Consider the following 23,756-nt stretch of genomic DNA (forward strand, 5'->3'; position numbering starts at 1 on the left):
TTCTCCTTGCTCTCATGGTCACGATGCCAGCGACTGTTGTTGGCGCAGCGTCAGCAGCGCGCGCTGGGCCAGCTCGGTAAAGTAATGCACCGCCGGTTCCAGCATCGCTTCATCCGGATCGAATCCGGCGTGATGCAGGCCAAATTCACTGGCGCTGCCGATGCTGACGAACGCGCCCGGCAGCTGCTGCAGGTAGAAGGCGAAGTCTTCGCCACCCATCTGCGGCGTGCCGACCTGTGTTTGATAGCCTTGCTCTGCGGCCAGATCCAGCGCGAAATCGGCCCATTGCGGGGTGTTGACCAGCGAAGGCGGACCTTCCTGCCACACCAGCTCCGCCTGTGCGCCAAATCCGGCGGCGATCCCGTTTATCAGCGCTCTCATTTTCTGCGGGATCTGCGCGCGAATCGCCGCATTGTGGGTGCGCACCGTGCCTTCCAGTTCCACCGTTTGAGGCAGCACGTTCCAGCTGTTGCCTGCGGTAAAGCGCGTCACGCTGACCACCAGCGACTCCAGCGAACTGAACACGCGGCTCGGCAGCGTTTGCAGCGCGGTGACGATGTGGCTGCCAATCACGATGCTATCAATGCCTTCATGCGGACGCGCGGCGTGCGCACCTTTGCCGTTGATAGTGATCTGGAAACGATCAACGTTGGCATAATAGGCGCCGCCGCGCGTACGCAGCGTGCCGGTTGGCAGATCTGGCGCGTTATGCAGGCCGAAAATCGCCTGCACATCTTTCAGCGCGCCCGCCGCCAGCAGCTGTTTCGCGCCGGTAAAAATCTCTTCGGCAGGCTGGAACAGAATACGCACGCGGCCAGGCAGCTGGGATTCGATGCGTTTCAACTGCTGTGCGACGCCCAGCATTACGCTGCTGTGCAGATCGTGGCCGCAGGCGTGCATCACGCCCGGCTGCTGGGAGCGCCATGCTTGATCGCTTTGCTCATCGATTGGCAGGGCGTCGATGTCGGCACGCAGCGCAATCAGCGGTTCGCCGTGACCGATTTCTGCTACAACGCCGGTTTTCAGCTCCAACGGCAGCAGCTTGACGTTGAGTTCCTGCAGCCAGCGGGTAAGGCGCTCGGTGGTGGCAAATTCCTGATCCGACAGCTCGGGATGCTGATGTAGCTCGCGTCGCCAGCGCACCAGCTGTTGATGGGAAAGATCCTTCATGGTCATCCTTGTGTGTGTTCAGGTAAGAAAGGTTCGCCGAGCGTCAGCATCAGGCGGTTCGCCCAGGCGAAGAAGGCGGCGGATTGAATCAGGTCCAGCAGCTCCAGCGTGCTGAATCCCTGATCGCGCAGCGCCTGCAGCTGTTTTAGGCTGGTGGCGGCAGGCGTGATCGATAAGGTGGCAACCAGATCGATCTGCGCCGCCCAGCGCGCCGATTGTCCGTGCGACAGCTCAGCGCCCGGCGCGACATTCAGCAGCTTCTGCACCGCCGGTTCATCTTTCGACAGCTGGCTGGCTTTGCGCGCATGCACCGAGGCGCAGTAAATGCAGCCGTTGACCTTGCTCACCACCGTGGCGGCGAGTTCACGCTCGGCGCGTGAAAGTCCGCCAGCGGTGTAGAAGATGCCTTTATCAGTCAGCGTGCGCTGCTCGAGCAGCGGCTGATTGCGGCCCAGCAGGCGGAAGTAATCAGAGTCGCTATGGCCGAATTTCGCCAGCGTTGCCTGCTCTTCAGCGCTAAATTCATGCAGCGGTTTCGCCGCCAGCCACGGTTCCCAGCCGAGTTCCTGTTGGGTAAAGGCGGTGAGGGCGGTTTTACCGCTGACGGTGAGCGGCGCATCGTGCCATTTACCGGCCACCGCATGCGGCTGCGACGCCGTCTCTTCGCCGTTGAGCAACCGCAAACCCGCGAGCAAACGGCTCTGGAAGCTGACAAAGGCAATCAGCTGCGCCAGCGTGACGATGCCGCGCGGCGACCAGCCGGCAGCTTGCAGCGTCTCGATGTGCTGCGGCGTAGCATCAACCGGATGCAGGCTCAGCAGTTCCGCAAACGCCAGACCCGCAGCGAAGCGTGCGTTGTTAGGTTGATCCGGCTGGCGGTAATGCGCTTCGAGACTCGACGCGCCATGCCAGGCCGCGACCTGCGCGGCCAGCGCAAAGCGTTCTGCTAATGGCAAATCCTCATCATCTTGCGAAAACAGCACGTCGTAGCTGCCTTGCGTATGCTGGGTGGCAGCATGACGTTCGGCGCGAGCTTGCGCCAGTTCAGACGCGGGATCGATATCCGCCAGCGCGGCCAGTAAATCAAACGGTTGAGACATGAAATTCTCCTGTTAAGCGTGGCTTAGCGCACGCAGCGCGGGCGCAATATGCTCGGCAATCAATTCGATAGAACGCAGAATGTCGGCGTGTGGCGGATCGATGGAGTGCACCTGGAAGCTGATATCGGTGACGCGTTGCAGCGACGTATCGGCCAGCAGCGATTGCCGCACCGTGTCGGCATCGCCGAAGTGCGCATCCAGCTGACGCGCCTGTTCGTCCAGCGTGTTGCCAATCACGTGTCCCGATTCACGGAAATGCTGCGCCTGGCGCTGTAAGCCCGGCTCGGCAAGACGGCGTGCGTAGTCGTTGGAATCGGCCACAAAAGCGGTGCGCGATGCCAGAATGCGCGGCGCAATGCCTGCTGGTAAAGCCGCCAGATAGGCATCAATCATCGGGTTTTGTATCTGGTGGAGCGGCAAATCAGGCTGGCCCGCCGGACGCGGCTGGGTGCGCGACAGCATCAAACCGTGCCCGGCTTGTCCCGCGCGCGCCGCGCCTTCCACCGAGAAGGTGGCGATCCACACGCGCTGCGCCAGCGTCGGCGCAGCGGGATAAAGATGATTCTCCGGATGGCCCAACGTATCGCCGCGCCAGGCGCTCAGCAGTTGATGCAGATGATCGGCAAACACGCTGGCGCGCTGGTCGATGGTGATACCGAACGGCAGAAACGAGGTCGCGGTGCCGCCCGATCCTAATCCGACTTCGAGGCGACCGTTGCTCAGCAAATCCAGCACCGCTGCATCTTCGGCGACGCGCAGCGCGTTCTCCATCGCCAGCGTGATGATGCCGGTGCCAAGCCGAATAGTGCGGGTGTGCGCCGCAACGTGGGCCAGAAACAGCAGCGGTGACGGCAAGCCGCCTTCTTTCTCGTGAAAGTGGTGCTGAGCAATCCACGCGCTGTCAAAACCGGTGCGCTCGGCGTGCTGAATCTGTTCCGTTGCCAGGCGATAGCGCTGCTGTGCGGAAGTGTCATCCAGCAGGCGAGTGAAAAAACCAATGCGTTTGCGCGTCATGCAGACTCCTTAATCAGCGTACGGAAAGCGGGAATCGCGTCAATCAGCGATCGGGTATACGGATGCTGTGGCGCATTAAATATCGTGACAGTGTCACCTTGCTCCACCACTTCACCGGCGCGCAGCACGGTGACGCTGTGCGCAATGCGGCGCACGGTGGCGAGGTCGTGGGTGATAAACAGATAAGTGAGGCCGAGCTCGCGTTGCAGCTGTTGCAGCAGTTGCAGAATCTGCGCCTGCACCGTGACATCCAGCGCCGAGGTCGCTTCGTCCAGCACAAGAATCGCCGGTTGCAGAATCAGGGCGCGCGCAATCGCCACGCGCTGACGCTGGCCGCCGGACAACTCGCGAGGTTTACGCGTCAGCAGATCCAGCGGTAACGCCACGCGCTGCGCCACGGCTGCGACGCGTTCACGGCGCTGCTCGCTGCTGAGTTTCTCAAAGTTACGCAGTGGCTCTTCAATGATGGCGAACAGCGTCTGGCGCGGATCCAGCGAGGCAAACGGGTTCTGATACACAAACTGAATCTTGCGGCGCAGCTGACGTTGCGCTTCGCCGCGCAGCGCGGTGGCATCGATGCCATCGATCACCACGCGGCCGCTATCGGCCTGCTCAAAGCCTAAAAGAATGCGCGCCAGCGTGGTTTTCCCCGAGCCGGATTCGCCGACCAGCGCGTGCGTGGTGCCGCGCGCCACCGTGACGCACACCTCTTTCGCCACCTGCAGCTGCTGCTGGCGACCGAGGGAAAACTGTTTATTGATGCCGGAGAGCTGAATCGAAGGCGACGAGAAGTTGGCATGTGTCGGCACGGACAGCGCGCTGTCGCCCGGATCGGCGTCCTGCAACAGCTGCCGCGTGTAAGCATGCTTAGGCGCGTTGATCACCTGCGCCGCCGGGCCTTGTTCCTGAACTTCGCCATGACGAAATACCAGCAGGCGATCGGCGCGTTCTGCCGCCAGCGCCAAATCGTGCGTGACAAACAGCACCGCCGTACCGGATTCGCGGCGCAGCACATCCAGCAGATCGAGAATGCGTTTTTGCACCGTGACATCCAGCGCGCTGGTGGGTTCATCGGCAATGATAATCTGCGGACGCAGGGCGAGGGCGATAGCAATCAGCACGCGCTGTTTCATGCCGCCGGAGAGCTGATGCGGATACTGCGTCAGGCGCTGTTCCGGATGGCTCAACCCCACTTTTTGCAGCAATTCCAGCACGCGCTGCTGGCGTTCGGGTTTGCTGATTTTCAGGTGCAGCTGCAGCATTTCACCGACCTGATCGCCAATGGTTTTCACCGGATTGAGCGAGTTGCCCGGATCCTGCGGCACTAAGCTGATGCTGACGCCGCGCAGGCTATCAAGACGTTTAGAAGACCAACCGGCGATATCGGTGCCGTTCAGCACAATTTTGCCGCTGTCACGACGGCCGTTGTCCGCCATCAAACCAATAATGGCCTGCGCGGTGGTGGTTTTGCCGGAGCCGGACTCACCGACCAGCGCCACCATTTCACCAGGCTGCAACTCAAAGCTGACGTTGTGAACCACCGCACGCCACTCGCCGCGCTGGCGATAGCTGAGGGTTAAATTTTCAATGGCTAATAACGCGCTCATGCGTCACCTCCGGCCAGTTGACGGCTGATGCGGTTTGCGGCCAGCACCACGGCGACCACCACAATGCCGGGGAAGGTGGTGAGCCACCACGCGGTCGCCAGATAGTTACGTCCTTCGGCGATCAATAAACCCCATTCGGGCGTCGGCGGCGGCGTGCCGTAGCCGAGGAAGCTGAGCGTGGATAACGCCAGAATCGCCTGGCCAAACTGCAAGGCGGCGAAGGCGATCACCGCCGTCAGCGAGTTGGGTAAAATATGACGCCACAACACGCGCCAGAAACTGCCGCCGCTGCCGTAAGCCGCTTCGACGAACTCGCTGCGGCGTACGCGGACCACTTCGCCACGCGCCAGGCGGGCAAAGCTGGCAATCGAGGCGATGCCCACCGCCAGCGCGGCGTGCACGGTGCCAAAACCCAGCAGAATCAGAATGCTGAGCGACAGCAGCAGCGAAGGAATCGACAGCAGCACATCCACTAAGCGCATCAGCCAGTTCTCAGTGCGACCGCCCATCGCGCCCGCCAGCACGCCGAGCGTGGTGCCGCCAATCAGCCCCATCGCCACCGCTGCGACCGCCGCCGACAGCGACTGTGACGCACCATAAATAATGCGCGCGTAGAGATCGCGGCCCAGCTGATCGGTGCCGAGCCAGTAAGCGGCTTGCGGCGGCAGACGTTGTGCGCCAGGCACGCCTTCCGTTGGGCTGAAATGGGTAAACAGACCAGGCGCAAATGCCGCCAGCAGCGCCAACAGCATCACGCCCCACGCCAGCCACAAACCCGGCTGAATGTTGAGCACGCGGGACGCGCGCGCGTTGCCGTTGCTTTGACGTGCAGTTGAGTAATCGACCAGGCTCATCGGTTGCCTCCGGCAACGGATTGCAGACGCGGATCGAACAGCGGCATCAGCGCATCGACCAGCAGGTTAATCAGCACAAACGCCAGCGCCGAGATCATCACCACCGCCTGTAACACCGCGACGTCCTGATTATTCACCGCCTGCTGCGTCAGCTGACCGACGCCGCTTAGGCCAAACACGGTTTCGGTAATCAGCGCACCGGCGATCAGTTCCCCGAGCAGCAAACCGGCAACGTTCAGCACCGGCAGCAGCGCATTGCGCATCACGTGATGCCACAGCACATGGCTTTCGCTGGCGCCTTTAGCGCGCGCGACCGCCACGAACGGCTGGGTAGAAACCTGATCGATGCTGCGTAATAGAATCTGCGCCAGCGGCGCGGAGATCGGGATCGCCACGGTAATCACCGGCAGAATCAACCCCTGCAGCGCCGAGGGATTGATCACCGGGATCCAGCGCAGCTGGAAGGAGAACAGCTGAATCAGCGCGATGCCGAGCCAGAAGGTCGGCAGCGAGATAAACAGCGCCGGTACCGATTGCAGCACCGAACGCAGGAAGCGCAGCGCTGGCAAGCGCGATAACGCCGCCAGCGCGAACGCGATAAGGGTTGCCAGCACAAAACCGAGCAGCGCCAGTTGCAGCGTGGCGGGCAGGTTGCTGATCAGCTGTTCGCTGACCGGCACGCCCGCCTGCACCGAGTAACCAAAATCGCCGCGCACCATCGCCAGCAGCGTGTGCACGTACTGCTGCCAGAGCGGATTATCCGCGCCGTAAGCCAGTCGCATTTCGGCGATTTGATCCGGGCTAAGGCCCAGATCCGGGTTCTGAAACTTGATCAGCACCGCATCGCCGGGCAGCACCTGCAGCAGAAAGAACGACAGGGTAAACGCGGCCCACAGCACCAAAACGCTTTGACCCACTCTTCGCAGCAGTGAACGTTGCATCATCAACCTGCCTTAGTGTTTTTCCAGCCACGCGCCGTAGAACGACGGACGACCGACGGCTTCAAAATTTACGCCTTTCAGCCACGGCGCACCGGCAAACACCTGCGGTTCTTCAAAAATCGGAATCACATAGGCTTGATCGAGCAGATAGCGCTGCGCCTCGCCAGTCACCGCCAGGCGTTTCGCCGGATCGACTTCCGAGGAGATCCCCAGCAACAGCGTGTTCAGCTTGTCGTCGCGGAAGTTCTGCACCTTGTCGCTGGAGCCGCCTTTTTGCAGCAGCGCATCACGGTTAGTCGGATAGAACTGGCTCTTCACCACGTCAGGATCGGCGCGTCCCACTTCGGACACCACCAGCGGGGTTTTCAGCGGATCGAGGTTATCCAGCACGCGGCTGCCTGCATCACCGGCTTTCACCGCCAGCGCGACGCCAACCTGACGCCACTGCTGTGCCACCAGCTGTAGCACCTCTTTGTTCTGCGGCTGCGGCAGCGATTCATAAATGGTCAGCGCCAGTTTCTTGCCATCCTTTTCGCGGATGCCGTCGCTGCCCGGTTTCCAGCCCGCTTCATCCAGCAGCTTTTTCGATAACGTCGGATCGAATTTCAGCTTGTCGGCCAGATTGACGTAACCGGCCGCCGAGGTGGCGATCACCGAGGTGGCCTGCGGATAGTTTGGTGAGAACAGGGTTTGCACCACTTGCTGAGCGTTGGTGGCGTGCAGCAGCGCCTGACGCACTTTCACATCGCTGACCAGCGGGTTATCCGGGCGGAAGCTAATGCTGTCGTTGACGCCACGCGTGGGTGCAGCGTAAATCGGGAAGTTTTGCTGCTGCGCCTGCTTCTCGTCGTAGGCTTGCACCTGACGAATGAGGTCGGCCTGGCCGGCCAGCAGCGCGCCAATACGCACGCTGTCTTCCGGCGTGACGATGAATTTAATGCCGTCGAGATTGGCGGGACCTTGCTGGGCGAGGTTTTTCGGGCCCCATTGATAATCTTTGCGCGCGGTTAAATCGACCTCGCGGCCGAGTTTCTCATCGCTGACCACAAACGGACCGGAACCAATAATATGACGCGCATCGCCGAGTTGGTCGAAGCTACGCTGCAGCGTGCTGAGGGAAACCAGGCCCGAACCGATGGTAGCGGTGCCCTGTAAAAAACCGGGTGACGGTTTTTTGAAATAGAATTTCACCGTCTGAGGATCAATGACTTCACTGCGATCGTAATTATTAATTACTTCGGAAACTGGCAGGCGCTGGGCTTTATTTCCCAGACCGTAAGTATCAAAGTTTTTGGCTACCGCATTGGCATCTAAGGGCGTGCCATCGGAGAAAGTGACGCCGGGACGAATTTTAAAGGTATATTCGGTTTTATCGGCGTTACTGCTCCAGCTTTCGGCAATCCACGGTTCCACTTTCAAGGTTTCAGGATTCTGCCACGTCAGCTTATCGGTAATTTGATTCAGAATACCGCCATTGGGATAAAAGCCACCGGCGGGTGGATAAAGGTTGGTATGTGCCTGTTGTTCGAGGTAAACCAGCGTGCCGCCTTTGACGGGCGTGTCTGCCGCGTGGGCGCTAAAAATCCCTAATAGCAGGGCCAAACTCAACGCCTGCAAGTGAAAATGCTTAGTCATGGTGTTTCCCTTTTTAATCAATAGCCCGACGGGCGGTTTTCATCATTGAATGCCGCACACGGGAGTTGAACCAAGGAATTGCACTAAGCTTTGCTAAAAAAAATAAATAGGCGTTCTGTTCATACGATGGGGCGCCATAAATGGTGTAATGCTTATTAGCTAAGCCATTGGTGATGGCGCTGACCGGTGCCACTTTTGATCCGGCGGTCCTCGCGCCGCTTACGCGGCACCTTCACTTCGCTCGTCTGCCTGACGGACCGGCGGAGACGGGACGTCCTGTCCCGGCTCCGCCTTTCGCCCGCGTCCTGCGGGCTCTCCTGGCTTCCTCGCTTCGTTCAGCGCTGCGGATTGCCGGCCCAAAAGCGGCCCCGGCCTGCTCCAAACCTTCAGTGCGAGTTGTTGAAAAGGGCACATTTGCCAGAGGCGCTGACGCGTCTGCTGCGGCAAAAGGGCTATCCGCAGCGCTGAGGCTTTTACGTTGGGCCAGGAGCCTCACGCAGGGATGCGTGAGGCAGTTCGGGGCCGGCCAGGACGGCCGATCCCCGAATGATCCGTCGGCACGACGTGAAAGCCGAAGGTACCGCGCTAGCGGTGCGAGGACGGCCCGTGACGCAGTAGATGTGTCAGAGCCCGCAGCAGATTTAAAGCACAATGATTTGACCGGTTGTTACATCACGCCCATTAAACGCGGTAGCCATAGCGATAACGCTGGAATATAGGTAATCAACATCAGCACAATAAACAACACGCCATAGAAAGGCAGCATGGCGGTGACCACTTGCTCAATCTTTTGCTTACTCACGGCGCTGGCGACAAATAATACCGTGCCGACCGGTGGCGTAATTAATCCGATGCCTAAGTTGGTTAGCATTATCATGCCGAAATGCACCGGATCGACGCCGAGTGCGGTGGCTACCGGTAATAGTACCGGCGTCAGAATCAGGATCAGCGGTGCCATATCCATTAGCGTCCCCACCACCAGTAGCAGCAGATTAATGCACATCAAAATCACATACTTGTTGCTGGAAAATTGGGTAAAGGCTTCGGTAATGATGGTGGGTAATTGCATAAAGGTCATTACCGCACCGAAACCGGCGGCGAAGGCGATCAACACCATCACAATGGTTACCGTTTTGATGGTCCGAAACACCAGAATATGCAATTGCGTCCATTTGAAATCACGATAAATAAACATGGTGACAAAGAACGCCCAGATGCAGGCAATGGCTGCCGATTCCGAGGCGGTGAAAACGCCGGACAGAATTCCGCCGAGAATGATGAAAATGGTGAACAATCCCCAAAACGCATCGAAGAAGATTTTCAACGCCTGCTTGTAAGGGATGCGCTCACCTTTGGGATAGCCGCGTTTACGCGCAAATCCCAGGCACATTACCATTAAGCAAAAACCCAGTAACAGGCCAGGAATGATGCCGGCGACAAACAGCGATGAGATGGTGACAACACCGCCGGTGGCGAGCGAATAAATCACCGAGTTGTGGCTGGGCGGGGTTAACACCGCTTGTACCGAGCCGCTGGCCGTTACCGCCGCTGCGAAATCACGCGGATAGCCTTTCTCCTCCATCTGCGGAATCATCACGGAACCAATCGAGGCGGTATCCGCCACCGAAGATCCCGAAATCGCGCCAAAGAAGGTTGAGGCGACAATATTTACCAGCGACAAACCGCCGCGAATAAAGCCAACGAAAATATAGGCGAAGTTGACCAGCCGACGGGCAATGCCGCCTTCCGCCATGATCGCGCCAGCCAAAATAAAGAAGGGAATGGTCAGCAGCGAAAACTTATTGATGCCGTTGGTAATCTGTATCACCACCGCTTCAAGCGGTAAATCGATCCACCATGCGCCAATAAACGCGCTCAATCCAACGGCGAATGCCACCGGGAAACCCACCAGCAGCAACACCACCAAACTGCCTATCAAAATCAGTGCGTCCATTTTCTTCTCCGCTTAGTGGGTGCCGCCAAGAGTCACGATGGCGCGTTGGCTTTGATCGCCATTAACCAATCGCTCAATCACAAACAACAGCGTAAAGATCGCGCCGATCGGGATCGGCAAATACATTTCGCCGTAGGTCACCACCGGTAATGAAGCCAGCGTTTGCACCCACATCGCTTCACACAGGTTGTAACTGGCGCGGAAAATCACCAGACAGGTGATGATCATCAGCGCGTCAGACAACTTCAGCAGCCAGCGCTGATTCGCCGGCGAGAGCCGGTCGGTCATCATCGAGACGCAAATATGCGTACCGGCGCGGAACCCGACTGGCGCACCAATAAAGGTAAAGATGATCATGCAAATGATGGCGACCGGTTCTGGCCAGGATAATGCGTCGTTCAGCACATAGCGTGAGAAAATCCCGATGGGAATCACCGTCACCATAATCAACAAGGCAACGGCGGCGATCGCCATGCACAGCAAATAAAGCCCATCCATCAGACGAGAATATGCAGTCATAATGTTTACCTGATTAAAACGCCACGCAGGCACGTGGCGTGGGGAGGATTACTTCACATCAGCAATTTGTTTCATCAAATCCTGATATTTGCCGCCAAACTGATCGCGCACCGGTTGCGTGGCTTTCATGAAGGTTTCACGATCGGTTTCCTGGAAGGTCACGCCACCGGCTTTCATCTTCTCGATGGATTGTTGGGTGTAAGTTGCCCAGAGCTGACGCTCTTCCTCCTGTGCCTCTTTGCCTAATTTCTTCAGCAACGCCTGGTCGTCAGCCGAGAGGCGATTCCACAACGGTTTAGAGTAGAGAATCATTTCAGGCTGAATGAAGTGACCGGTGAGGGTGTAGTACTTAGCGACGGGCATATAGTTGTGGGCAACAAAGGTTGGCGGGTTGTTTTCAGTGCCATCCACCACGCCGGTTTGCATGGCGCTAAACACTTCGCTCACGCCCATTGCCACCGGATTTGCGCCCATGGCTTTTAAGGTCGCCAACGAAATCGCACTGTTTTGCACGCGGATTTTCATTCCCTTAAGATCGTCGGGTTTGGCGATTGGCTTTTTAGTGATCATGTTGCGCACACCGGCGTCGGTCCAGCCGAGGAATATCATACGGGCGTTAGGATCGTTATCGAATTTCTCGACGATATTTTTTCCGATATCACCATCAAGCACCTTGTGCATATGATTCTCATCGCGAAAAACATACGGCAAGGTTAATACGCTGGTTTCTGGCGCGATGGTGGTGACCGGTGCCAGCGAAACACGGATCATGTCAATGGCGCCCAGTTGCACCTGCTGCAGCGTCTGGTCTTCATCGCCGAGTACGCCACCGGCGTAAACCTTCATTTCCAATCGGCCATCAGTGGCTTTTTTTAGCTTCTCGCCCATGTGTTCAAGCGCCACCACGGTGGGATAACCCGCCGGTTGAACTTCGGCCACTTTAATGACCTTGGCGGAAGCCACTGCCGGGCAAAACGCTGCTGCAGAGGATAACGAAACGACCAGAAGTAATTTTTTAAACGTCATGCTTTTTCTCCAGCTAAGGGGAGGCAGGAAGGGGCGGCGCATTAATTTGTCGAAGGATGCCGCGTGGTGTCAGCATAGAGAAAATAGTGGCTGGAAAAATAAGGGAATGGCGATTGGATGAATTACGTCACATTTTGAAACGATGTTTTAATAATTTTATATTGAGTGTCACATTTTCAAAACATCACCACAACAATCCATATCCTGCGGGGATAATTATGTGTTTTCAAAGGATTTTAAACCACATGGTTCAATCTATCTCCCTGATATGCATAAATTAAATATAGATACGACAATATCATGTTTTACGAATCTGCCTTCTCCGCCACAAACTACTCGCCATATTCATGACGAAAAGGATAAGGCGCATGTCATACCGACTGAGTTTGCTGGATAAATCGCCGATTGCCGACGGAGAGACAGCCAGCCACGCGCTACACCGCACGTTACAGCTGGCGCAGCAGGCGGAAGCCTGGGGCTATCACCGTTTCTGGTTAGCGGAACACCACAATACCGATCGTCTGGCGAGTCCGTCGCCGGAACTGCTAATCGCCTGGATCATTGGCCAGACGCAACATATTCGCGTCGGCTCCGGCGGCGTAATGCTGCAACACTACAGCCCGTACAAAGTGGCGGAAAACTTCAACCTGCTGGCGTCATTAGCGCCGGGCCGTATCGATGTCGGTGTCGGCAAAGCGCCGGGCGGCTTGCCGCTCTCAACGCGTGCGTTGCAGCTCGGTGTGCATCTGCAGGAGAAAGGCAGCTTCGCCGAGCAATTGACGCTGCTGGATAGCTGGTTGCAAGTGCCGCCAGTGGGTGATGAAGAGATTCTGCGCGCCACGCCGCAGCCGCCGCGTCCGGCCAATCGCTTCCTGCTGGGTGCCAGCGAAGAGAGCGCCAAACTGGCGGCAGAACTCGGCTGGCAGCTGGTGTTTGCCGCGCATCATAACGGCGATCCGCAACTGATGGAAAAAGTCCTCAACAGCTATCGCCAGCACAGCAACGGCCAGCGCGCGCTGGTGGCGGTGCAAGTGGTGGTGGCGGATTCGCCGGCGGAAGCCGATTTGCTGGTGGATAACCTGCGCGTTTATCACGTCAACGTGAAAGATGGACCCAGCGTCAACGTCGGCAGCGTCGAGCAGGCCGAACGCTATGTGCGTCAGGGCGGTTATACCGATTACGTAATTGAACCGCGCACGCCATCGCTGCTGAAAGGCACCGCCGCGCAGGTGCATGCCAAGCTGGATGCGCTGCATCAGAATTTTGGCATTGAAGAGTTCGTGATTGATACGCCGGTGGCTGAAGAGCAGGCGCGCGTGAAATCACTCGAACTGTTGGCCACTCACCGTTTAGTCACCGCATGATTCGCTGCTTCCGGAGGCAGGTATGACGCAATTTAGCGAACATCAGCTGATTGACTGGCGACGTGAGCTGCACAGCTGGCCGGAGTTATCCGGCCGCGAAGTCGAAACCACCGCGCGCCTGCGCCGCTGGTTACAGGACGCCGGTTTGCGTCTGCTGGATTATCCGCTGGAAACCGGCGTAATCGTCGAAGTGGGGCACGGCGACACGCTGATTGCGCTGCGCGCCGATATCGATGCGCTACCGATTCACGAAGCCACCGGACTCACTTACCGCTCGCGCAACAGCGGCGTGATGCACGCCTGCGGCCACGATGTTCACAGCGCGGTGATGCTGGGCGCGGCCTTGCAGCTGAAAGCAGTGGAAGATCAATTGCCGGGCCGCATCCGTATTCTGTTCCAACCGGCGGAAGAGAACGCCACCGGCGCACGCCAGTTGATCAATGCGGGCGTGCTGGACGGGGTGCAGGCGATTTTCGGCATGCACAATGAACCCGGTTTGCCGACCGGCACCTTCGCCACACGCGGCGGCGCGTTTTACGCCAATGCGGATAAATTTATCGTGCGGGTTTCCGGCAAAGGCGCGCACGCCGCGCATCCGGAAGAGGGCGTGGACAGCATTGTGGTCGCCAGCCAGATTATTCAGGCGCTGCAATCGCTCACCAGCCGCAGCTTCAACACGCTGGACAGCTTAGTGCTCAGCGTCACGCGCATCGAAGCCGGCAAAACCTGGAACGTGCTGCCCGGCGAGGCCGAATTTGGCGGCACGGTGCGCACCCATGACAAACAGGTGCGCGCGGAGCTGGAGCAGCGCGCCCGCACGCTGGTGGAGAATATCGCCGCCGCCAACGGAGCCAGCGCCTCCTTTAGCTGGCATCCCGGTCCGCCGGTGCTGGAGAATGATGCGCGCTGGGCGCAGTTTGCCAGCAACGTGGCGCAGCAGGCGGGCTACCGCGTACAGACCGCTGAGTTACATCTCGGCGGCGAAGATTTCGCCTACTACTTACAGCAGATCCCCGGCGCGTTTGTCAGCATTGGCAGCGCGAGCGAATTTGGTCTGCATCATGGCGGCTTCAATCCTGATGAAGCGCTGATTGCCCCCGCTGCACACTACTTTACGCAACTGGCTCAGCAAGCGTTGCAGCACCTCAACGCGCGATGTCGTGACGCCATTCTGAACTAACGCGATTCACCTATTTAATTCCGGTTCTGCACGGCGACAGGCATGTCGCCGTCAGGCTGCGCCTTGGCAAAAGAGAGAACATTATGACTGCAAGACAACTGCGATTGGGCACCATTCTGCATGGTGCGTCCGGCAATATGTCCGCGTGGCGTCATCCGGCGGCGCTGGCGAATGCCAGCATCAATTTTGATTACGCTAAACACATTGCGCGCAAGGCGGAAGCGGGCAAGCTGGATTTCCTGTTTGTTGCCGATGGCCTGTTTATTAACGAAAAATCGATTCCCCACTTCCTCAATCGCTTCGAGCCGCTGACCTTGCTGTCGGCACTGGCGGGCGTGACCGAGCATCTCGGTTTGGTCGGCACTGTTTCCACCTCGTACAGCGAGCCGTTCACCGTGGCGCGGCAGTTTGCCAGCCTCGATCATCTGAGCGGCGGTCGTGCGGGCTGGAACGTGGTGACCTCGCCGCTGGAAGGTTCGGCGAAGAACTTCTCGCGCCAGCAGCATCCGGAACACGCGCTGCGCTACCGCATCGCTGATGAGTATCTGCAAGTGGTGAAAGGGCTGTGGGATTCGTGGGAAGGCGATGCTTTCGTACGTAATAAAGAGAGCGGCCAGTTCTTTGATCCAGAGAAACTGCACACGCTTAATCACCACGGCGATTTCTTCCAGGTGCAAGGGCCGCTGAATATCGAACGCACGCCGCAAGGACGTCCGGTGGTGTTTCAGGCGGGCGCTTCGGAAGATGGCCGCAAGCTGGCCGCTAAACATGCTGATGCCATCTTTACCCATCAGCCGACGCGCGAAGAGGCGCAGGAATTCTATCGCGATGTGAAAAAACAGCTGGTGGCGAACGGCCGCCAGCCGGGCGATCTGCACATTTTCCAGGGCGTCGGTGTGATTGTTGGCGACAGTGCGCAAGATGTGGAGCAGCAGTATCAAACCACCGCCGCGCTGGTTTCCATCAAAGATGCGCTCAACTATCTCGGCCGCTTCTTCGATCATCACGACTTCTCACAATATCCGCTGGATGAGCCGTTCCCGGAACTCGGCGATATCGGACAAAACAGCTTCCGCAGCACCACCGACGAAATCAAACGCAAGGCGCGCGAGCATGGCCACACGCTGCGCCAGGCGGCGCTGGAAGCCGCGACGCCGCGTCCGCTGTTCCACGGCACGCCAGAACAGGTGGCCGACGGTTTGCAGCTGTGGTTTGAGAGCGAAGCGACCGATGGCTTCATCATTCAGGGCGGCACGCCAGATACCTTCGAACGCTTTGTCGATCGCGTGGTACCGATTCTGCAAGCGCGCGGTTTAACCCGCAGCGAATACCCCGGAACCACGCTGCGCGCCAGCTTTGGTCTGAAAGATCCGGTTAATCAATACACACAAAAATAAAACTCGAGAATAAACGCTATGCAGAAAAAATCCCTTATTGCGCTGTTGTTGCTGGGCATGAGCAGCGCCGTATTCGCCGAAGATGTGGCGGTTAACGGTCAGAACATCAGTGTTGAAGCCAACAAAACGCCGATCAATACCGCGAAAAATGACGCCGCAGTGGCGCAGATCCCGGCTGGACATCGCTTTGCCGTGCCGGGTTCGTTCACCGTAGCGGTGGCCGCGCTGAATTCGCCGCCATTAACTGTATTCAGTGATGACAACAAAACCCTGCTCGGCAGCGAAGTGGATATCGCCCGCTTAGTCGCCGACAGCCTGGGTTTGAAACTCAACGTGGTGCCAACTTCTTGGGAAGACTGGCCGCTGGGCGTGGCATCGGGCAAATACGATGCGGCGATCAGTAACGTGACCGTCACCAAAGAGCGCAAAGAGCGCTTCGATTTCGCCACCTATCGCAAAGACTCACTCGGTTTTTACGTCAAATCCAGCAGCCCGATTAAGTCGCTGACCAAAGCCGAAGATATCGCCGGACTGCGCATTATCGTCGGCTCTGGCACCAATCAGGAATCGATCCTGCTGGCCTGGGATAAAGAGAATCAGGCCAAGGGATTGAAACCGTTTACGCCGGTGTATACCAAAGACGATGCGGCCCAAACGCTGGCGCTGCAGTCGGGTCGCGCCGATGCCTACTTTGGTCCGAACGTGATTGGCGCCTGGAAAGCCGCGCTGACTAAGCAGACGCGTTTGGTTGGCAGCGTCGATGGCGGCTGGCCGAAAGCGGCGCACATCGCGGTGACAGTGAAGAAAGATGGCGGTTTAGTGCAGCCGATCAACACCGCGCTGAATGGCGTGATCAAGAACGGCGATTACGACAAGGTGCTGAAGCGCTGGGGTGAAGGCGTTGAGCGTATCGACAGTTCAGAGATCAATCCGGCCGGATTGGGCGATTAAGGAGGCCGCATGAGCGAACAACTGTTCCGCGAAGTATCACCGGAAGCGCCTGAGCTGCAACCGATTTTGACCGGACTGTTTGGTGAATACACCGCGCGCTACGGCGCGTTCTTCACCAGCCAAAAAGAGGTGGAGCTGACCGAATGGTATTTGCCGCCGCGCGGGCTGTTTATCGTGCTGGAGCGTGACGGCGAGATCATCGCGATGGGCGCGTACAAACCCTACGACGAAGTGACCGCCGAGTTTAAACGCATCTGGACGCGCAGCGATCTGCGTCGTCAGGGATTGGCGCTACTGATCCTGCAGGAACTGGAGCGACGCGCGCTGCGTGCGGGCTATCAGCGCGTGTTTCTCACCACCGGTTTCCGCCAGCCGGAAGCGGTGAAGTTGTATATCGGCCACGGTTATCAGCCGCAGTTTGAGCTACTGGAGGATATGGAAGTCTACAGCCAGCCGCCACACGATGGACGCTTGCGCTTCCTGAAAGTGATTGATGTACATAGCGTGGCGCAGGCCAGCTAAGGAGTTGTAATGAGTAATGAACCACAACGTTTAACCGTGGTGCCGGCGCGATATCCGGCACGTACCGTCGGCGCGATTGTCGCGCTGTTTATTCTGGCCAGCGTGATTGATTCGGTTGCGTTCAATCCGCGCTGGGAATGGGGGGTGTTCGCCAAATGGTTTTTTGATCCGGTGATCCTCAGCGGTTTGGGGCAAACGCTGCTGCTGACGCTGTTTGGTACCATACTCAGCCTGATTTTTGGCGGTTTGCTGGCGCTGGCGCGCCTCTCGTCATCCTGGCTGCTGAGTACGCTGGCGTTTGGCTATATCTGGCTGTTCCGCTCGCTGCCGCTAATCGTTGTGCTGATCATCCTCTACAACTTCTCCTATCTGTACGACACGCTGTCGCTCGGCATTCCGTTTACCGCGCTGTCGTGGGGCCATTTCCAGACCATCAACGTGCTCGGCCAGTTCCCGGCGGCGGTGATTGGTTTGACGCTGGTGCAGAGCGCCTATAGTGCTGAGATCATTCGCGGCGGCTTTTTGGGTGTCGATCACGGCCAGTTTGAAGCGGCTTCAGCGCTGGGATTATCCTCCACGCGCCGTACCTTCCGCATCATTCTGCCCCAGGCGCTGCGCGCGATTATTCCCACCACATTTAATGAAATCATCAGCCTCGCCAAAGGCACCTCAATGGTTTACGTGCTGGCGATGCCGGAACTGTTTTACACCATCCAGATGATCTACAACCGCACGCAGCAGGTGATTCCGCTGCTGATGGTCGGCGCGGCCTGGTATCTGATTATCACCACCGTTCTGTCACTGCTGCAGCACAGCGTTGAGCGCTGGCTGGCGCGCAGTGTCACCCGTGAACCGCAGCCGTCGCGCTGGCGTCAATGGCGTAACCGCAGCGCCAAACCTGCAACCGAGGAGCTTTCCCATGTCCGAAGCCATTGATTACCGCAATCTGCATACCGCTGGCGCCATTAGCATTACCGGCGTGAGCAAGTCGTTCGGCAAACTGAAAGCGCTGGATGATGTGTCGCTGGAGCTGGAACCGGGATCGGTGACGGTGATTCTTGGGCCATCCGGCTCGGGTAAATCGACGCTGCTGCGCACCATTAACCATCTGGAGCGCGTCGATGAAGGCTATATCCAGATCGATGGCGATTACATCGGGTATCAGCGTCGCGGCGACAAGCTTTATGAGCTGAAAGAGAAGGCGATTCTGCGTCAGCGCATCAACGTTGGCTATGTGTTCCAGAACTTCAATCTGTTCCCGCATCTGACGGTGCTGGAGAACCTGATTGAAGCGCCGATTGCGCATCGTCAGCTGTCACGCCGTGAAGCGATTGATCGCGCCGGTGAGCTGCTGGATGTGGTGGGTTTGCGTCACAAAGCCGATGCCTGGCCGCGCCATTTGTCGGGCGGCCAACAGCAGCGTATCGCGATTGCGCGTGCCTTAATGCTCAATCCGCGCGTGATGCTGTTTGATGAACCGACGTCAGCGCTTGATCCCGAGCTGGTGGGTGAAGTGCTGGATGTAATCAAAAAGCTGGCGCGTTCCGGCACCACTTTGGTGATTGTCACGCACGAGGTCGGCTTTGCGCGAGAAGTGGCAGATAACGTGGTGTTTATGGTCGATGGACGCATTGTCGAGCAGGGCAGCAGCAATCAGGTATTGAATCAGCCGCGCCACGAGCGCACCAAACGTTTTCTGGCGCGGGTACTTTAATGGAACGAGTAATTATTACGGCGTTGCTGGCAGTGATGTTAAGCGCGCCAGCCATCGCAGCAGAAACGCTGGATGCCAAAAACAACGAAACGCCGATCAATATAGCCGCGAATCCACAGGCTATCGCGAAGATTCCAGCGGGTTTTCACTTTGTGAATCCGGGTTATTTGACCGTCGCCACTACGGCGATGAACTCGCCGCCGATCGGTTTGTGGGCGTCGGATAATAAAACGCTGATTGGCAGCGATCCGGATATTGCGCGTCTGCTGGCGGACAGTTTGGGCTTAAAACTGAAACTGGTGCCAGCCGCGTGGGAAGATTGGCCGCTGGGCATCACCGCCGGACGTTATGACGTGGCGATGTTCAATATTGCCGTTACCGAAGAGCGCAAGAAGAAGTTCGATTTCGCTACTTATCGCGCGGATAACCATGCGTTTGCGGTGAAAACCAATAGCGCGATAACCGCGATTAAGGGCCGCGAAGATGTGGCGGGTAAGCGCATCATTGTTGGTTCGGGCACCAATCAGGAGCGGATTTTACTCAGCTGGGATGAGAAGAACCGCGCCCAAGGCTTAGCGCCCGTGCAGCCAATCTATCTCAACGATGATGCGGCAGCCACGCTGGCGCTGCTTTCCGGGCGTGCGGATGCATCGTTTGGCCCTCAATCATTGGCTGCATGGAAAGTCGCTTCGCGCGGGCAGACCAAAATCGTCGGCCACGGCCCGTTTCGTGCCTGGGTGGCGGTGACTACTAAGAAAGGCAATGGATTAGATGTGGCGCTGCAGCAGGCGATTAATGGTGCGATTGCCAGCGGCGAGTACAAACAAGTGTTGGCACGCTGGGGCGAACAGGAAGAGGCGGTGGAAACATCGCAGGTAAATCCTCCGGGGATTGTTTACCAGTAATTTTCCGTCCTGCTTTATTCTGCGAGAAAGCTCACGATGTGAAAGTTGTGGGCTTTTTTTATTTCATTGGGTTTTAGGTTGGCTCACATTAAATTGTCGGCAGAATATTTGTTGCTCAGTTAATTGATTATCTTCTTTGTTTTTTTGACAGTTATTTTTATTTTCTTATTCAAACCACTAATGTTTATGAAAAATCCCGGTGCTAAGATGTTCAGGGTTTTGGGCGAGTGTGGTGTTTAAGGTTTACCATTGCAAAAGGGAGTTTGACTAAATGGCCTACCGTCAACCTGCATTACCCAATCAAAAATGGAAACGATTGGGGTGAAATAATGTTAGCTGAACCGTTAAATAAAAGTGTTATCAATTATGCGTGCCGTCAACGTAAATGCAATTAAGGCGGACAACCACCGAGCGGAGGTAAAGGAATGCAAGAGCGTGTTAAAAGGCTGGAAGATCAGGTTACTTCGCTGGTCTCTGATGTGGCTGTAATCAAGTCAAATTATGCGACTAAAGAGGATGTGGCTGCGGTGAAAGCGGATGTAGCGGTGATCATGTCTAATCACGCTACTAAGGAGGATGTTGCGGCGATAAAGGTCGATTTGTATAAAGCAATGATTACACAAACCAAATGGATGGTGACTAGCCAATTTGTAACCTTAGGAGCGGGTCTTTCACTTGCGAAACTGCTGTTTTAAATTGTATATGCTGGAACGGTCGCCATAAATGGCGGCCCTACGAATGTATAACGCGGTTTTCGTAGGGTACGCATTTATGCGCATCTGGTCGCCATAAATGGCGACGGTACGATTATATAGCGCGGTTTTCGTAGGGTGCGCATTAATGCGCACCTGGTTGAAATAAATGGCGACCGTACGATTATATGACGTGGTTTTCGTAGGGTTCGCATTAATGCGCACCTGGTCACCATAAATGGCGACCCTACAAAACAGGGGGTTATATTTTGGCCTTTTTGATCCATACCTGCGCATCTGCGGGCGGCAGCGGGCGGGCGAAATGGTAGCCCTGAAACAGATGGCAGCCTTTATCGCGCAGGTAGGTGAAATACTCCTCACTCTCGATGCCTTCAGCCAGCACATTCAGACCCATTTCACGCGATAACTCGATGGTTTTCTGCACCACAATCGCCGATGACTCATTTTTAAAAATCTGCATGATTAACGATTTATCGATCTTAATATCATCAATAGCAAAATCACTAATCGATTTCAGCGAGGAATAGCCGACGCCAAAGTCATCAATCGCCCATTTAACACCTAATTGGCTAAAATGGTTGATTACGTCGCCAATACGCTTCTGGTCGTAGATAAAGGTGGTTTCAGTAATTTCAAACTTGAGGCGTTCGGGGCGGATTTTATAATGTGACAGCGATAACAAGGTATCCTGGGTGAAATCGCGGTGTATTAACTGCAGCGGACTGATGTTAACAGAAAACACCAAATCACTAAGGTGCTGACCGCGATCCCATTCGGCGATTTGCTGTAAGGTGTGTTCCATCACCCACTTGCCAATGTCGATAATCAAGCCACTTTTTTCGGCCACTGGAATAAACACTTCGGGTGAAATAAAGCCTTTAACAGGATGCTTCCAGCGCAGCAGGGCTTCAAATCCAATCAGCTTTTTATTGCTGTCGACTTGTGGCTGGTAATAGAGCTCCAGCTGATTCTTTTCGATGGCTTGTGAAAGTTCACGTTTAATCAAATCGGTTTCGGAGTAGTTGCCGCGCAGCGTGAATGCCGTCAACAACAGCGCGATCATTGGCACTGCACAGTTGACGATATAAAAGCCGGACTCATGCGGAATATTGAGCTGAAACGCGCTATGTTGCCAGGTTAATCCGGTCGAGATAAAAAACAGATAAACCACCAGGCAGATTAACGGGAATATTTTACTTAAGTAAGGTGTTTGCTGGCGTAATACCAATGCTGAGCCGACGGTTAACGCCACCAGATAATTGTACTCTGAGTGTTTTTCTACTCTGTGGTCATTATCCAGCAGAAACAACAGCATTATGATCAGTAACAAAGCATGCACGATGATGTAGAGATGTTTGTTCAGCTTGTCACGGAATGCCGCAATGACAATATAAAATCCCATCGCGGTGCTCAGGCAATATAAGGCGGAAACACCATTTTCTCCCTTAATGAAATTCGTCGCTACCATATAAAAACCCGCCAGGATGCTGGAAAATCCAGCAATGAGCAGAGTTAAGCGCAATTTTTTTTCTGGGTTATCACCCTGCAAAATGAAGGGTAAATCTTTTAGCATGGAATATCTGGAGCTAAAATAAGAAATCATCTGAGGTTCTCATTTTTACTGTCATATTTATTAAATTGAATCGCATAATTATTCTAGATTCTTGCATCGATAAAGTCATAATTTTGTTTTCTCCTATCAGAGATTGTTCCTACCCAGTGCCCGGTAGGCGCGCTAGAATCAACGAACAACGGAAAGGCTTTTACAGAGCTTAAACTCACCTTCAACATACTGATTGCAATGAAAATACGATTCCTGTCTGCCAATGAACTAAAGCTGGCCGAGGTGCGTACCATCCTTGAGCCGGTCGGTGTCGAAGTGCTGCCCATCGCACGCCGTATTGAAGAGATTCAGACTGAAAATGAGGTTGAACTGGTGCGCGACAAGCTCACCAAAGCGTTCTCTATTATTGGTCGTCCGCTGTTTGTCGAACACACCGGACTCTATCTGGATGGCCTGAACGGCTTACCGGCCGGATTGACGCGCATCTTCTGGAGCCGCCTGAATGCCGAGCGCTTCACCAAACTGGTGAACGGTTTAGATAGCGCCTGCGTCACGGCAAAAACCGTGCTTGGCTATTGCGATGGGCAAAAAATGTATCAGTTCGAAGGCGAACTGCGCGGCACCATCGCCACCGAGCCTGCTGGTCCACGCGAATTTCAATGGGACTGCGTGTTTATCCCGGAAGGGCACACGCAAACTTTCGCCGAAATGGGCGAGCTGAAAAATGAGATTTCGATGCGTCGCCTGGCGCTGGATCGCTTCGCAACCTTTTTGAAAACATCGCGGGGATTGGCATGAAACCCGAGCTAAAACGCGCCTATGACGCCGGTAAACTGATCCTGTTCGCCGGTGCAGGCATTTCACGTAATCTTGGCCTGCCGGAATGGCATGAACTGATTGCGCATCTGGCTAAAGAGCTGGGCTACGACCCAAAAATCTTCAATACCTACGGCACGCATCTGTCGCTGGCGGAGTATTACAAGCAGCGTAAAGGCTCGCTGGGACCGCTGCGCAGCTGGATGGATCGCGAATGGCATCGTCCGGATATTGACGTGCGCAGTTCTGAAATCCATACCATGATCACCCAAGGCAATTTCTCACGCATCTACACCACCAATTACGATCGCTGGCTTGAAATGGCGCATGAGGCGCACAACGTGCCTTACAGTAAAGTCGCGAACGCGGCAGATTTGGTGTCGTTGACTGAAGATAAGCGCCACATCATCAAACTGCATGGTGATTTCGACGACGATACGTCAATTGTGCTGGATGAAAGCAGCTACTTTGAACGCCTCTATTTTGATTCGCCGCTGGGTATCAAACTCACGCACGACGTCATGGGCAACTCGGTATTGTTTGTGGGCTACAGCATCAGCGATTTCAATATTCGTCTGTTATTCTACCGCCTGACAAAAATGTGGGGCCGAACCGGCTTGGCCACCGCGCGTCCTAAATCGTACCTGTTCACCAACCGCAATAACCCGGTGGCAAAAGAGGTATTAGGGCAGTGGGGCATTGAGATGATCGTCTCGGAAGAGGACGATCCGCGCAAAGCGTTGGCGCTATTCCTGGAAGAATTACTGGCTTAACAGCAGAAAGTCATTGCCTGGAAAAGTTTGATCAGAA

23 protein-coding genes are annotated in these 23,756 nt (G+C 56.1%); 11 read left to right on the forward strand and 12 right to left on the reverse strand.

Translation table 11 applies throughout. The features are described from left to right. Positions 1-18: 18 nt before the first annotated feature. The 11 genes from K5Y32_RS09265 to K5Y32_RS09315 form a co-directional block, all read right to left on the reverse strand. Entirely contained in the window at positions 19-1,170 is a 1,152-nt protein-coding gene (locus tag K5Y32_RS09265; RefSeq protein ID WP_222183114.1) for an amidohydrolase, read from the reverse strand. A gap of 2 nt (positions 1,171-1,172) precedes the next feature. Then, the gene (locus K5Y32_RS09270; RefSeq protein ID WP_222183116.1) at positions 1,173-2,270 is read right to left on the reverse strand and encodes an alkylhydroperoxidase domain protein; all 1,098 of its coding nucleotides are present in this window, start codon (positions 2,268-2,270) and stop codon (positions 1,173-1,175) included. 12 nt (positions 2,271-2,282) lie between these two features. Beyond that, positions 2,283-3,284 carry a putative FMN-dependent luciferase-like monooxygenase gene (locus K5Y32_RS09275; RefSeq protein WP_222183117.1) on the reverse strand — a complete coding sequence of 334 codons (1,002 nt, stop codon included), beginning with the start codon at positions 3,282-3,284 and terminating at the stop codon, positions 2,283-2,285. After that, positions 3,281-4,891, reverse strand: a complete 1,611-nt coding sequence (locus K5Y32_RS09280; protein WP_222183119.1) for an ABC transporter ATP-binding protein — start codon at positions 4,889-4,891, stop codon at positions 3,281-3,283. Before K5Y32_RS09280 ends, K5Y32_RS09275 begins: the two co-directional genes overlap by 4 nt. After that, positions 4,888-5,745: an ABC transporter permease gene (locus K5Y32_RS09285; protein WP_101761392.1), complete on the reverse strand. Its 858-nt coding sequence runs from the start codon at positions 5,743-5,745 to the stop codon at positions 4,888-4,890. The genes K5Y32_RS09280 and K5Y32_RS09285 overlap by 4 nt, the downstream gene beginning before the upstream one ends. Beyond that, on the reverse strand, positions 5,742-6,686 hold the full coding sequence (locus K5Y32_RS09290) for an ABC transporter permease (RefSeq protein ID WP_222184264.1): 945 nt from the start codon (positions 6,684-6,686) through the stop codon (positions 5,742-5,744). The genes K5Y32_RS09285 and K5Y32_RS09290 overlap by 4 nt, the downstream gene beginning before the upstream one ends. 12 nt (positions 6,687-6,698) lie before the next feature. Beyond that, positions 6,699-8,321, reverse strand: a complete 1,623-nt coding sequence (locus K5Y32_RS09295; RefSeq protein WP_222183121.1) for a TIGR04028 family ABC transporter substrate-binding protein — start codon at positions 8,319-8,321, stop codon at positions 6,699-6,701. 13 nt (positions 8,322-8,334) lie between these two features. Beyond that, a complete protein-coding gene (locus tag K5Y32_RS09300) occupies positions 8,335-8,514 on the reverse strand; it encodes a hypothetical protein (protein WP_222183123.1) in 180 nt (59 codons plus the stop codon). Between the two features lie 474 nt (positions 8,515-8,988). Continuing rightward, on the reverse strand, positions 8,989-10,275 hold the full coding sequence (locus tag K5Y32_RS09305; RefSeq protein ID WP_101761395.1) for a TRAP transporter large permease: 1,287 nt from the start codon (positions 10,273-10,275) through the stop codon (positions 8,989-8,991). Between the two features lie 12 nt (positions 10,276-10,287). After that, entirely contained in the window at positions 10,288-10,794 is a 507-nt protein-coding gene (locus K5Y32_RS09310; protein ID WP_222183125.1) for a TRAP transporter small permease, read from the reverse strand. 48 nt (positions 10,795-10,842) lie between these two features. Next, positions 10,843-11,820, reverse strand: coding sequence for a TRAP transporter substrate-binding protein (locus tag K5Y32_RS09315; protein WP_222183127.1), 978 nt, complete (start codon positions 11,818-11,820; stop codon positions 10,843-10,845). 368 nt (positions 11,821-12,188) lie between these two features. Here K5Y32_RS09315 and K5Y32_RS09320 point away from each other — a divergent pair, with 368 nt between their 5' ends. From K5Y32_RS09320 to K5Y32_RS09360, 9 genes are all read left to right on the forward strand, one after another. Further along, the gene (locus tag K5Y32_RS09320) at positions 12,189-13,184 is read left to right on the forward strand and encodes an MsnO8 family LLM class oxidoreductase (RefSeq protein ID WP_101761398.1); all 996 of its coding nucleotides are present in this window, start codon (positions 12,189-12,191) and stop codon (positions 13,182-13,184) included. 22 nt (positions 13,185-13,206) lie between these two features. Beyond that, a complete protein-coding gene (locus K5Y32_RS09325) occupies positions 13,207-14,364 on the forward strand; it encodes an amidohydrolase (RefSeq protein WP_222183129.1) in 1,158 nt (385 codons plus the stop codon). Positions 14,365-14,447: 83 nt separating this feature from the next. Then, positions 14,448-15,761 carry an LLM class flavin-dependent oxidoreductase gene (locus K5Y32_RS09330; RefSeq protein WP_222183131.1) on the forward strand — a complete coding sequence of 438 codons (1,314 nt, stop codon included), beginning with the start codon at positions 14,448-14,450 and terminating at the stop codon, positions 15,759-15,761. Between the two features lie 18 nt (positions 15,762-15,779). Next, the gene (locus tag K5Y32_RS09335; RefSeq protein ID WP_101761401.1) at positions 15,780-16,712 is read left to right on the forward strand and encodes an ABC transporter substrate-binding protein; all 933 of its coding nucleotides are present in this window, start codon (positions 15,780-15,782) and stop codon (positions 16,710-16,712) included. A gap of 9 nt (positions 16,713-16,721) precedes the next feature. Next, positions 16,722-17,234, forward strand: coding sequence for a GNAT family N-acetyltransferase (locus K5Y32_RS09340; protein ID WP_101761402.1), 513 nt, complete (start codon positions 16,722-16,724; stop codon positions 17,232-17,234). A gap of 9 nt (positions 17,235-17,243) precedes the next feature. Continuing rightward, on the forward strand, positions 17,244-18,170 hold the full coding sequence (locus K5Y32_RS09345) for an amino acid ABC transporter permease (protein ID WP_008108808.1): 927 nt from the start codon (positions 17,244-17,246) through the stop codon (positions 18,168-18,170). After that, complete coding sequence (locus tag K5Y32_RS09350; RefSeq protein ID WP_176972119.1) at positions 18,154-18,948, forward strand: amino acid ABC transporter ATP-binding protein; 795 nt, start codon at positions 18,154-18,156, stop codon at positions 18,946-18,948. Before K5Y32_RS09345 ends, K5Y32_RS09350 begins: the two co-directional genes overlap by 17 nt. Beyond that, the gene (locus K5Y32_RS09355) at positions 18,948-19,853 is read left to right on the forward strand and encodes an ABC transporter substrate-binding protein (RefSeq protein WP_222183133.1); all 906 of its coding nucleotides are present in this window, start codon (positions 18,948-18,950) and stop codon (positions 19,851-19,853) included. The genes K5Y32_RS09350 and K5Y32_RS09355 overlap by 1 nt, the downstream gene beginning before the upstream one ends. Positions 19,854-20,278: 425 nt before the next feature. After that, positions 20,279-20,548, forward strand: a complete 270-nt coding sequence (locus K5Y32_RS09360) for a hypothetical protein (RefSeq protein WP_222183134.1) — start codon at positions 20,279-20,281, stop codon at positions 20,546-20,548. A 259-nt stretch (positions 20,549-20,807) separates the two neighbouring features. Here the strand turns inward: K5Y32_RS09360 and K5Y32_RS09365 are convergent, their stop codons facing one another. After that, positions 20,808-21,968: a bifunctional diguanylate cyclase/phosphodiesterase gene (locus tag K5Y32_RS09365; protein WP_255602527.1), complete on the reverse strand. Its 1,161-nt coding sequence runs from the start codon at positions 21,966-21,968 to the stop codon at positions 20,808-20,810. A 399-nt stretch (positions 21,969-22,367) separates the two neighbouring features. Between K5Y32_RS09365 and K5Y32_RS09370 the strand changes: the two genes are divergently transcribed. Then, positions 22,368-22,928 carry a non-canonical purine NTP pyrophosphatase gene (locus K5Y32_RS09370; RefSeq protein ID WP_101761408.1) on the forward strand — a complete coding sequence of 187 codons (561 nt, stop codon included), beginning with the start codon at positions 22,368-22,370 and terminating at the stop codon, positions 22,926-22,928. Continuing rightward, the gene (locus K5Y32_RS09375; protein WP_222183138.1) at positions 22,925-23,719 is read left to right on the forward strand and encodes an SIR2 family protein; all 795 of its coding nucleotides are present in this window, start codon (positions 22,925-22,927) and stop codon (positions 23,717-23,719) included. The genes K5Y32_RS09370 and K5Y32_RS09375 overlap by 4 nt, the downstream gene beginning before the upstream one ends. Positions 23,720-23,756 lie beyond the last annotated feature (37 nt).

It is taken from the genome of Pantoea sp. DY-15, assembly GCF_019795935.1.
Lineage (GTDB): Bacteria > Pseudomonadota > Gammaproteobacteria > Enterobacterales > Enterobacteriaceae > Pantoea > Pantoea leporis.

What these genes read in the sequence shown, in the direction of transcription:
- K5Y32_RS09265 (WP_222183114.1), bottom strand. Translation starts at nt 1,170, where the DNA reads ATGAAGGATCTTTCCCATCAACAGCTGGTGCGCTGGCGACGCGAGCTA.
- K5Y32_RS09270 (WP_222183116.1), bottom strand. Translation starts at nt 2,270, where the DNA reads ATGTCTCAACCGTTTGATTTACTGGCCGCGCTGGCGGATATCGATCCC.
- K5Y32_RS09275 (WP_222183117.1), bottom strand. Translation starts at nt 3,284, where the DNA reads ATGACGCGCAAACGCATTGGTTTTTTCACTCGCCTGCTGGATGACACT.
- K5Y32_RS09280 (WP_222183119.1), bottom strand. Translation starts at nt 4,891, where the DNA reads ATGAGCGCGTTATTAGCCATTGAAAATTTAACCCTCAGCTATCGCCAG.
- K5Y32_RS09285 (WP_101761392.1), bottom strand. Translation starts at nt 5,745, where the DNA reads ATGAGCCTGGTCGATTACTCAACTGCACGTCAAAGCAACGGCAACGCG.
- K5Y32_RS09290 (WP_222184264.1), bottom strand. Translation starts at nt 6,686, where the DNA reads ATGCAACGTTCACTGCTGCGAAGAGTGGGTCAAAGCGTTTTGGTGCTG.
- K5Y32_RS09295 (WP_222183121.1), bottom strand. Translation starts at nt 8,321, where the DNA reads ATGACTAAGCATTTTCACTTGCAGGCGTTGAGTTTGGCCCTGCTATTA.
- K5Y32_RS09305 (WP_101761395.1), bottom strand. Translation starts at nt 10,275, where the DNA reads ATGGACGCACTGATTTTGATAGGCAGTTTGGTGGTGTTGCTGCTGGTG.
- K5Y32_RS09310 (WP_222183125.1), bottom strand. Translation starts at nt 10,794, where the DNA reads ATGACTGCATATTCTCGTCTGATGGATGGGCTTTATTTGCTGTGCATG.
- K5Y32_RS09315 (WP_222183127.1), bottom strand. Translation starts at nt 11,820, where the DNA reads ATGACGTTTAAAAAATTACTTCTGGTCGTTTCGTTATCCTCTGCAGCA.
- K5Y32_RS09320 (WP_101761398.1), top strand. Translation starts at nt 12,189, where the DNA reads ATGTCATACCGACTGAGTTTGCTGGATAAATCGCCGATTGCCGACGGA.
- K5Y32_RS09325 (WP_222183129.1), top strand. Translation starts at nt 13,207, where the DNA reads ATGACGCAATTTAGCGAACATCAGCTGATTGACTGGCGACGTGAGCTG.
- K5Y32_RS09330 (WP_222183131.1), top strand. Translation starts at nt 14,448, where the DNA reads ATGACTGCAAGACAACTGCGATTGGGCACCATTCTGCATGGTGCGTCC.
- K5Y32_RS09335 (WP_101761401.1), top strand. Translation starts at nt 15,780, where the DNA reads ATGCAGAAAAAATCCCTTATTGCGCTGTTGTTGCTGGGCATGAGCAGC.
- K5Y32_RS09340 (WP_101761402.1), top strand. Translation starts at nt 16,722, where the DNA reads ATGAGCGAACAACTGTTCCGCGAAGTATCACCGGAAGCGCCTGAGCTG.
- K5Y32_RS09345 (WP_008108808.1), top strand. Translation starts at nt 17,244, where the DNA reads ATGAGTAATGAACCACAACGTTTAACCGTGGTGCCGGCGCGATATCCG.
- K5Y32_RS09350 (WP_176972119.1), top strand. Translation starts at nt 18,154, where the DNA reads ATGTCCGAAGCCATTGATTACCGCAATCTGCATACCGCTGGCGCCATT.
- K5Y32_RS09355 (WP_222183133.1), top strand. Translation starts at nt 18,948, where the DNA reads ATGGAACGAGTAATTATTACGGCGTTGCTGGCAGTGATGTTAAGCGCG.
- K5Y32_RS09360 (WP_222183134.1), top strand. Translation starts at nt 20,279, where the DNA reads ATGCAAGAGCGTGTTAAAAGGCTGGAAGATCAGGTTACTTCGCTGGTC.
- K5Y32_RS09365 (WP_255602527.1), bottom strand. Translation starts at nt 21,968, where the DNA reads ATGGGATTTTATATTGTCATTGCGGCATTCCGTGACAAGCTGAACAAA.
- K5Y32_RS09370 (WP_101761408.1), top strand. Translation starts at nt 22,368, where the DNA reads ATGAAAATACGATTCCTGTCTGCCAATGAACTAAAGCTGGCCGAGGTG.
- K5Y32_RS09375 (WP_222183138.1), top strand. Translation starts at nt 22,925, where the DNA reads ATGAAACCCGAGCTAAAACGCGCCTATGACGCCGGTAAACTGATCCTG.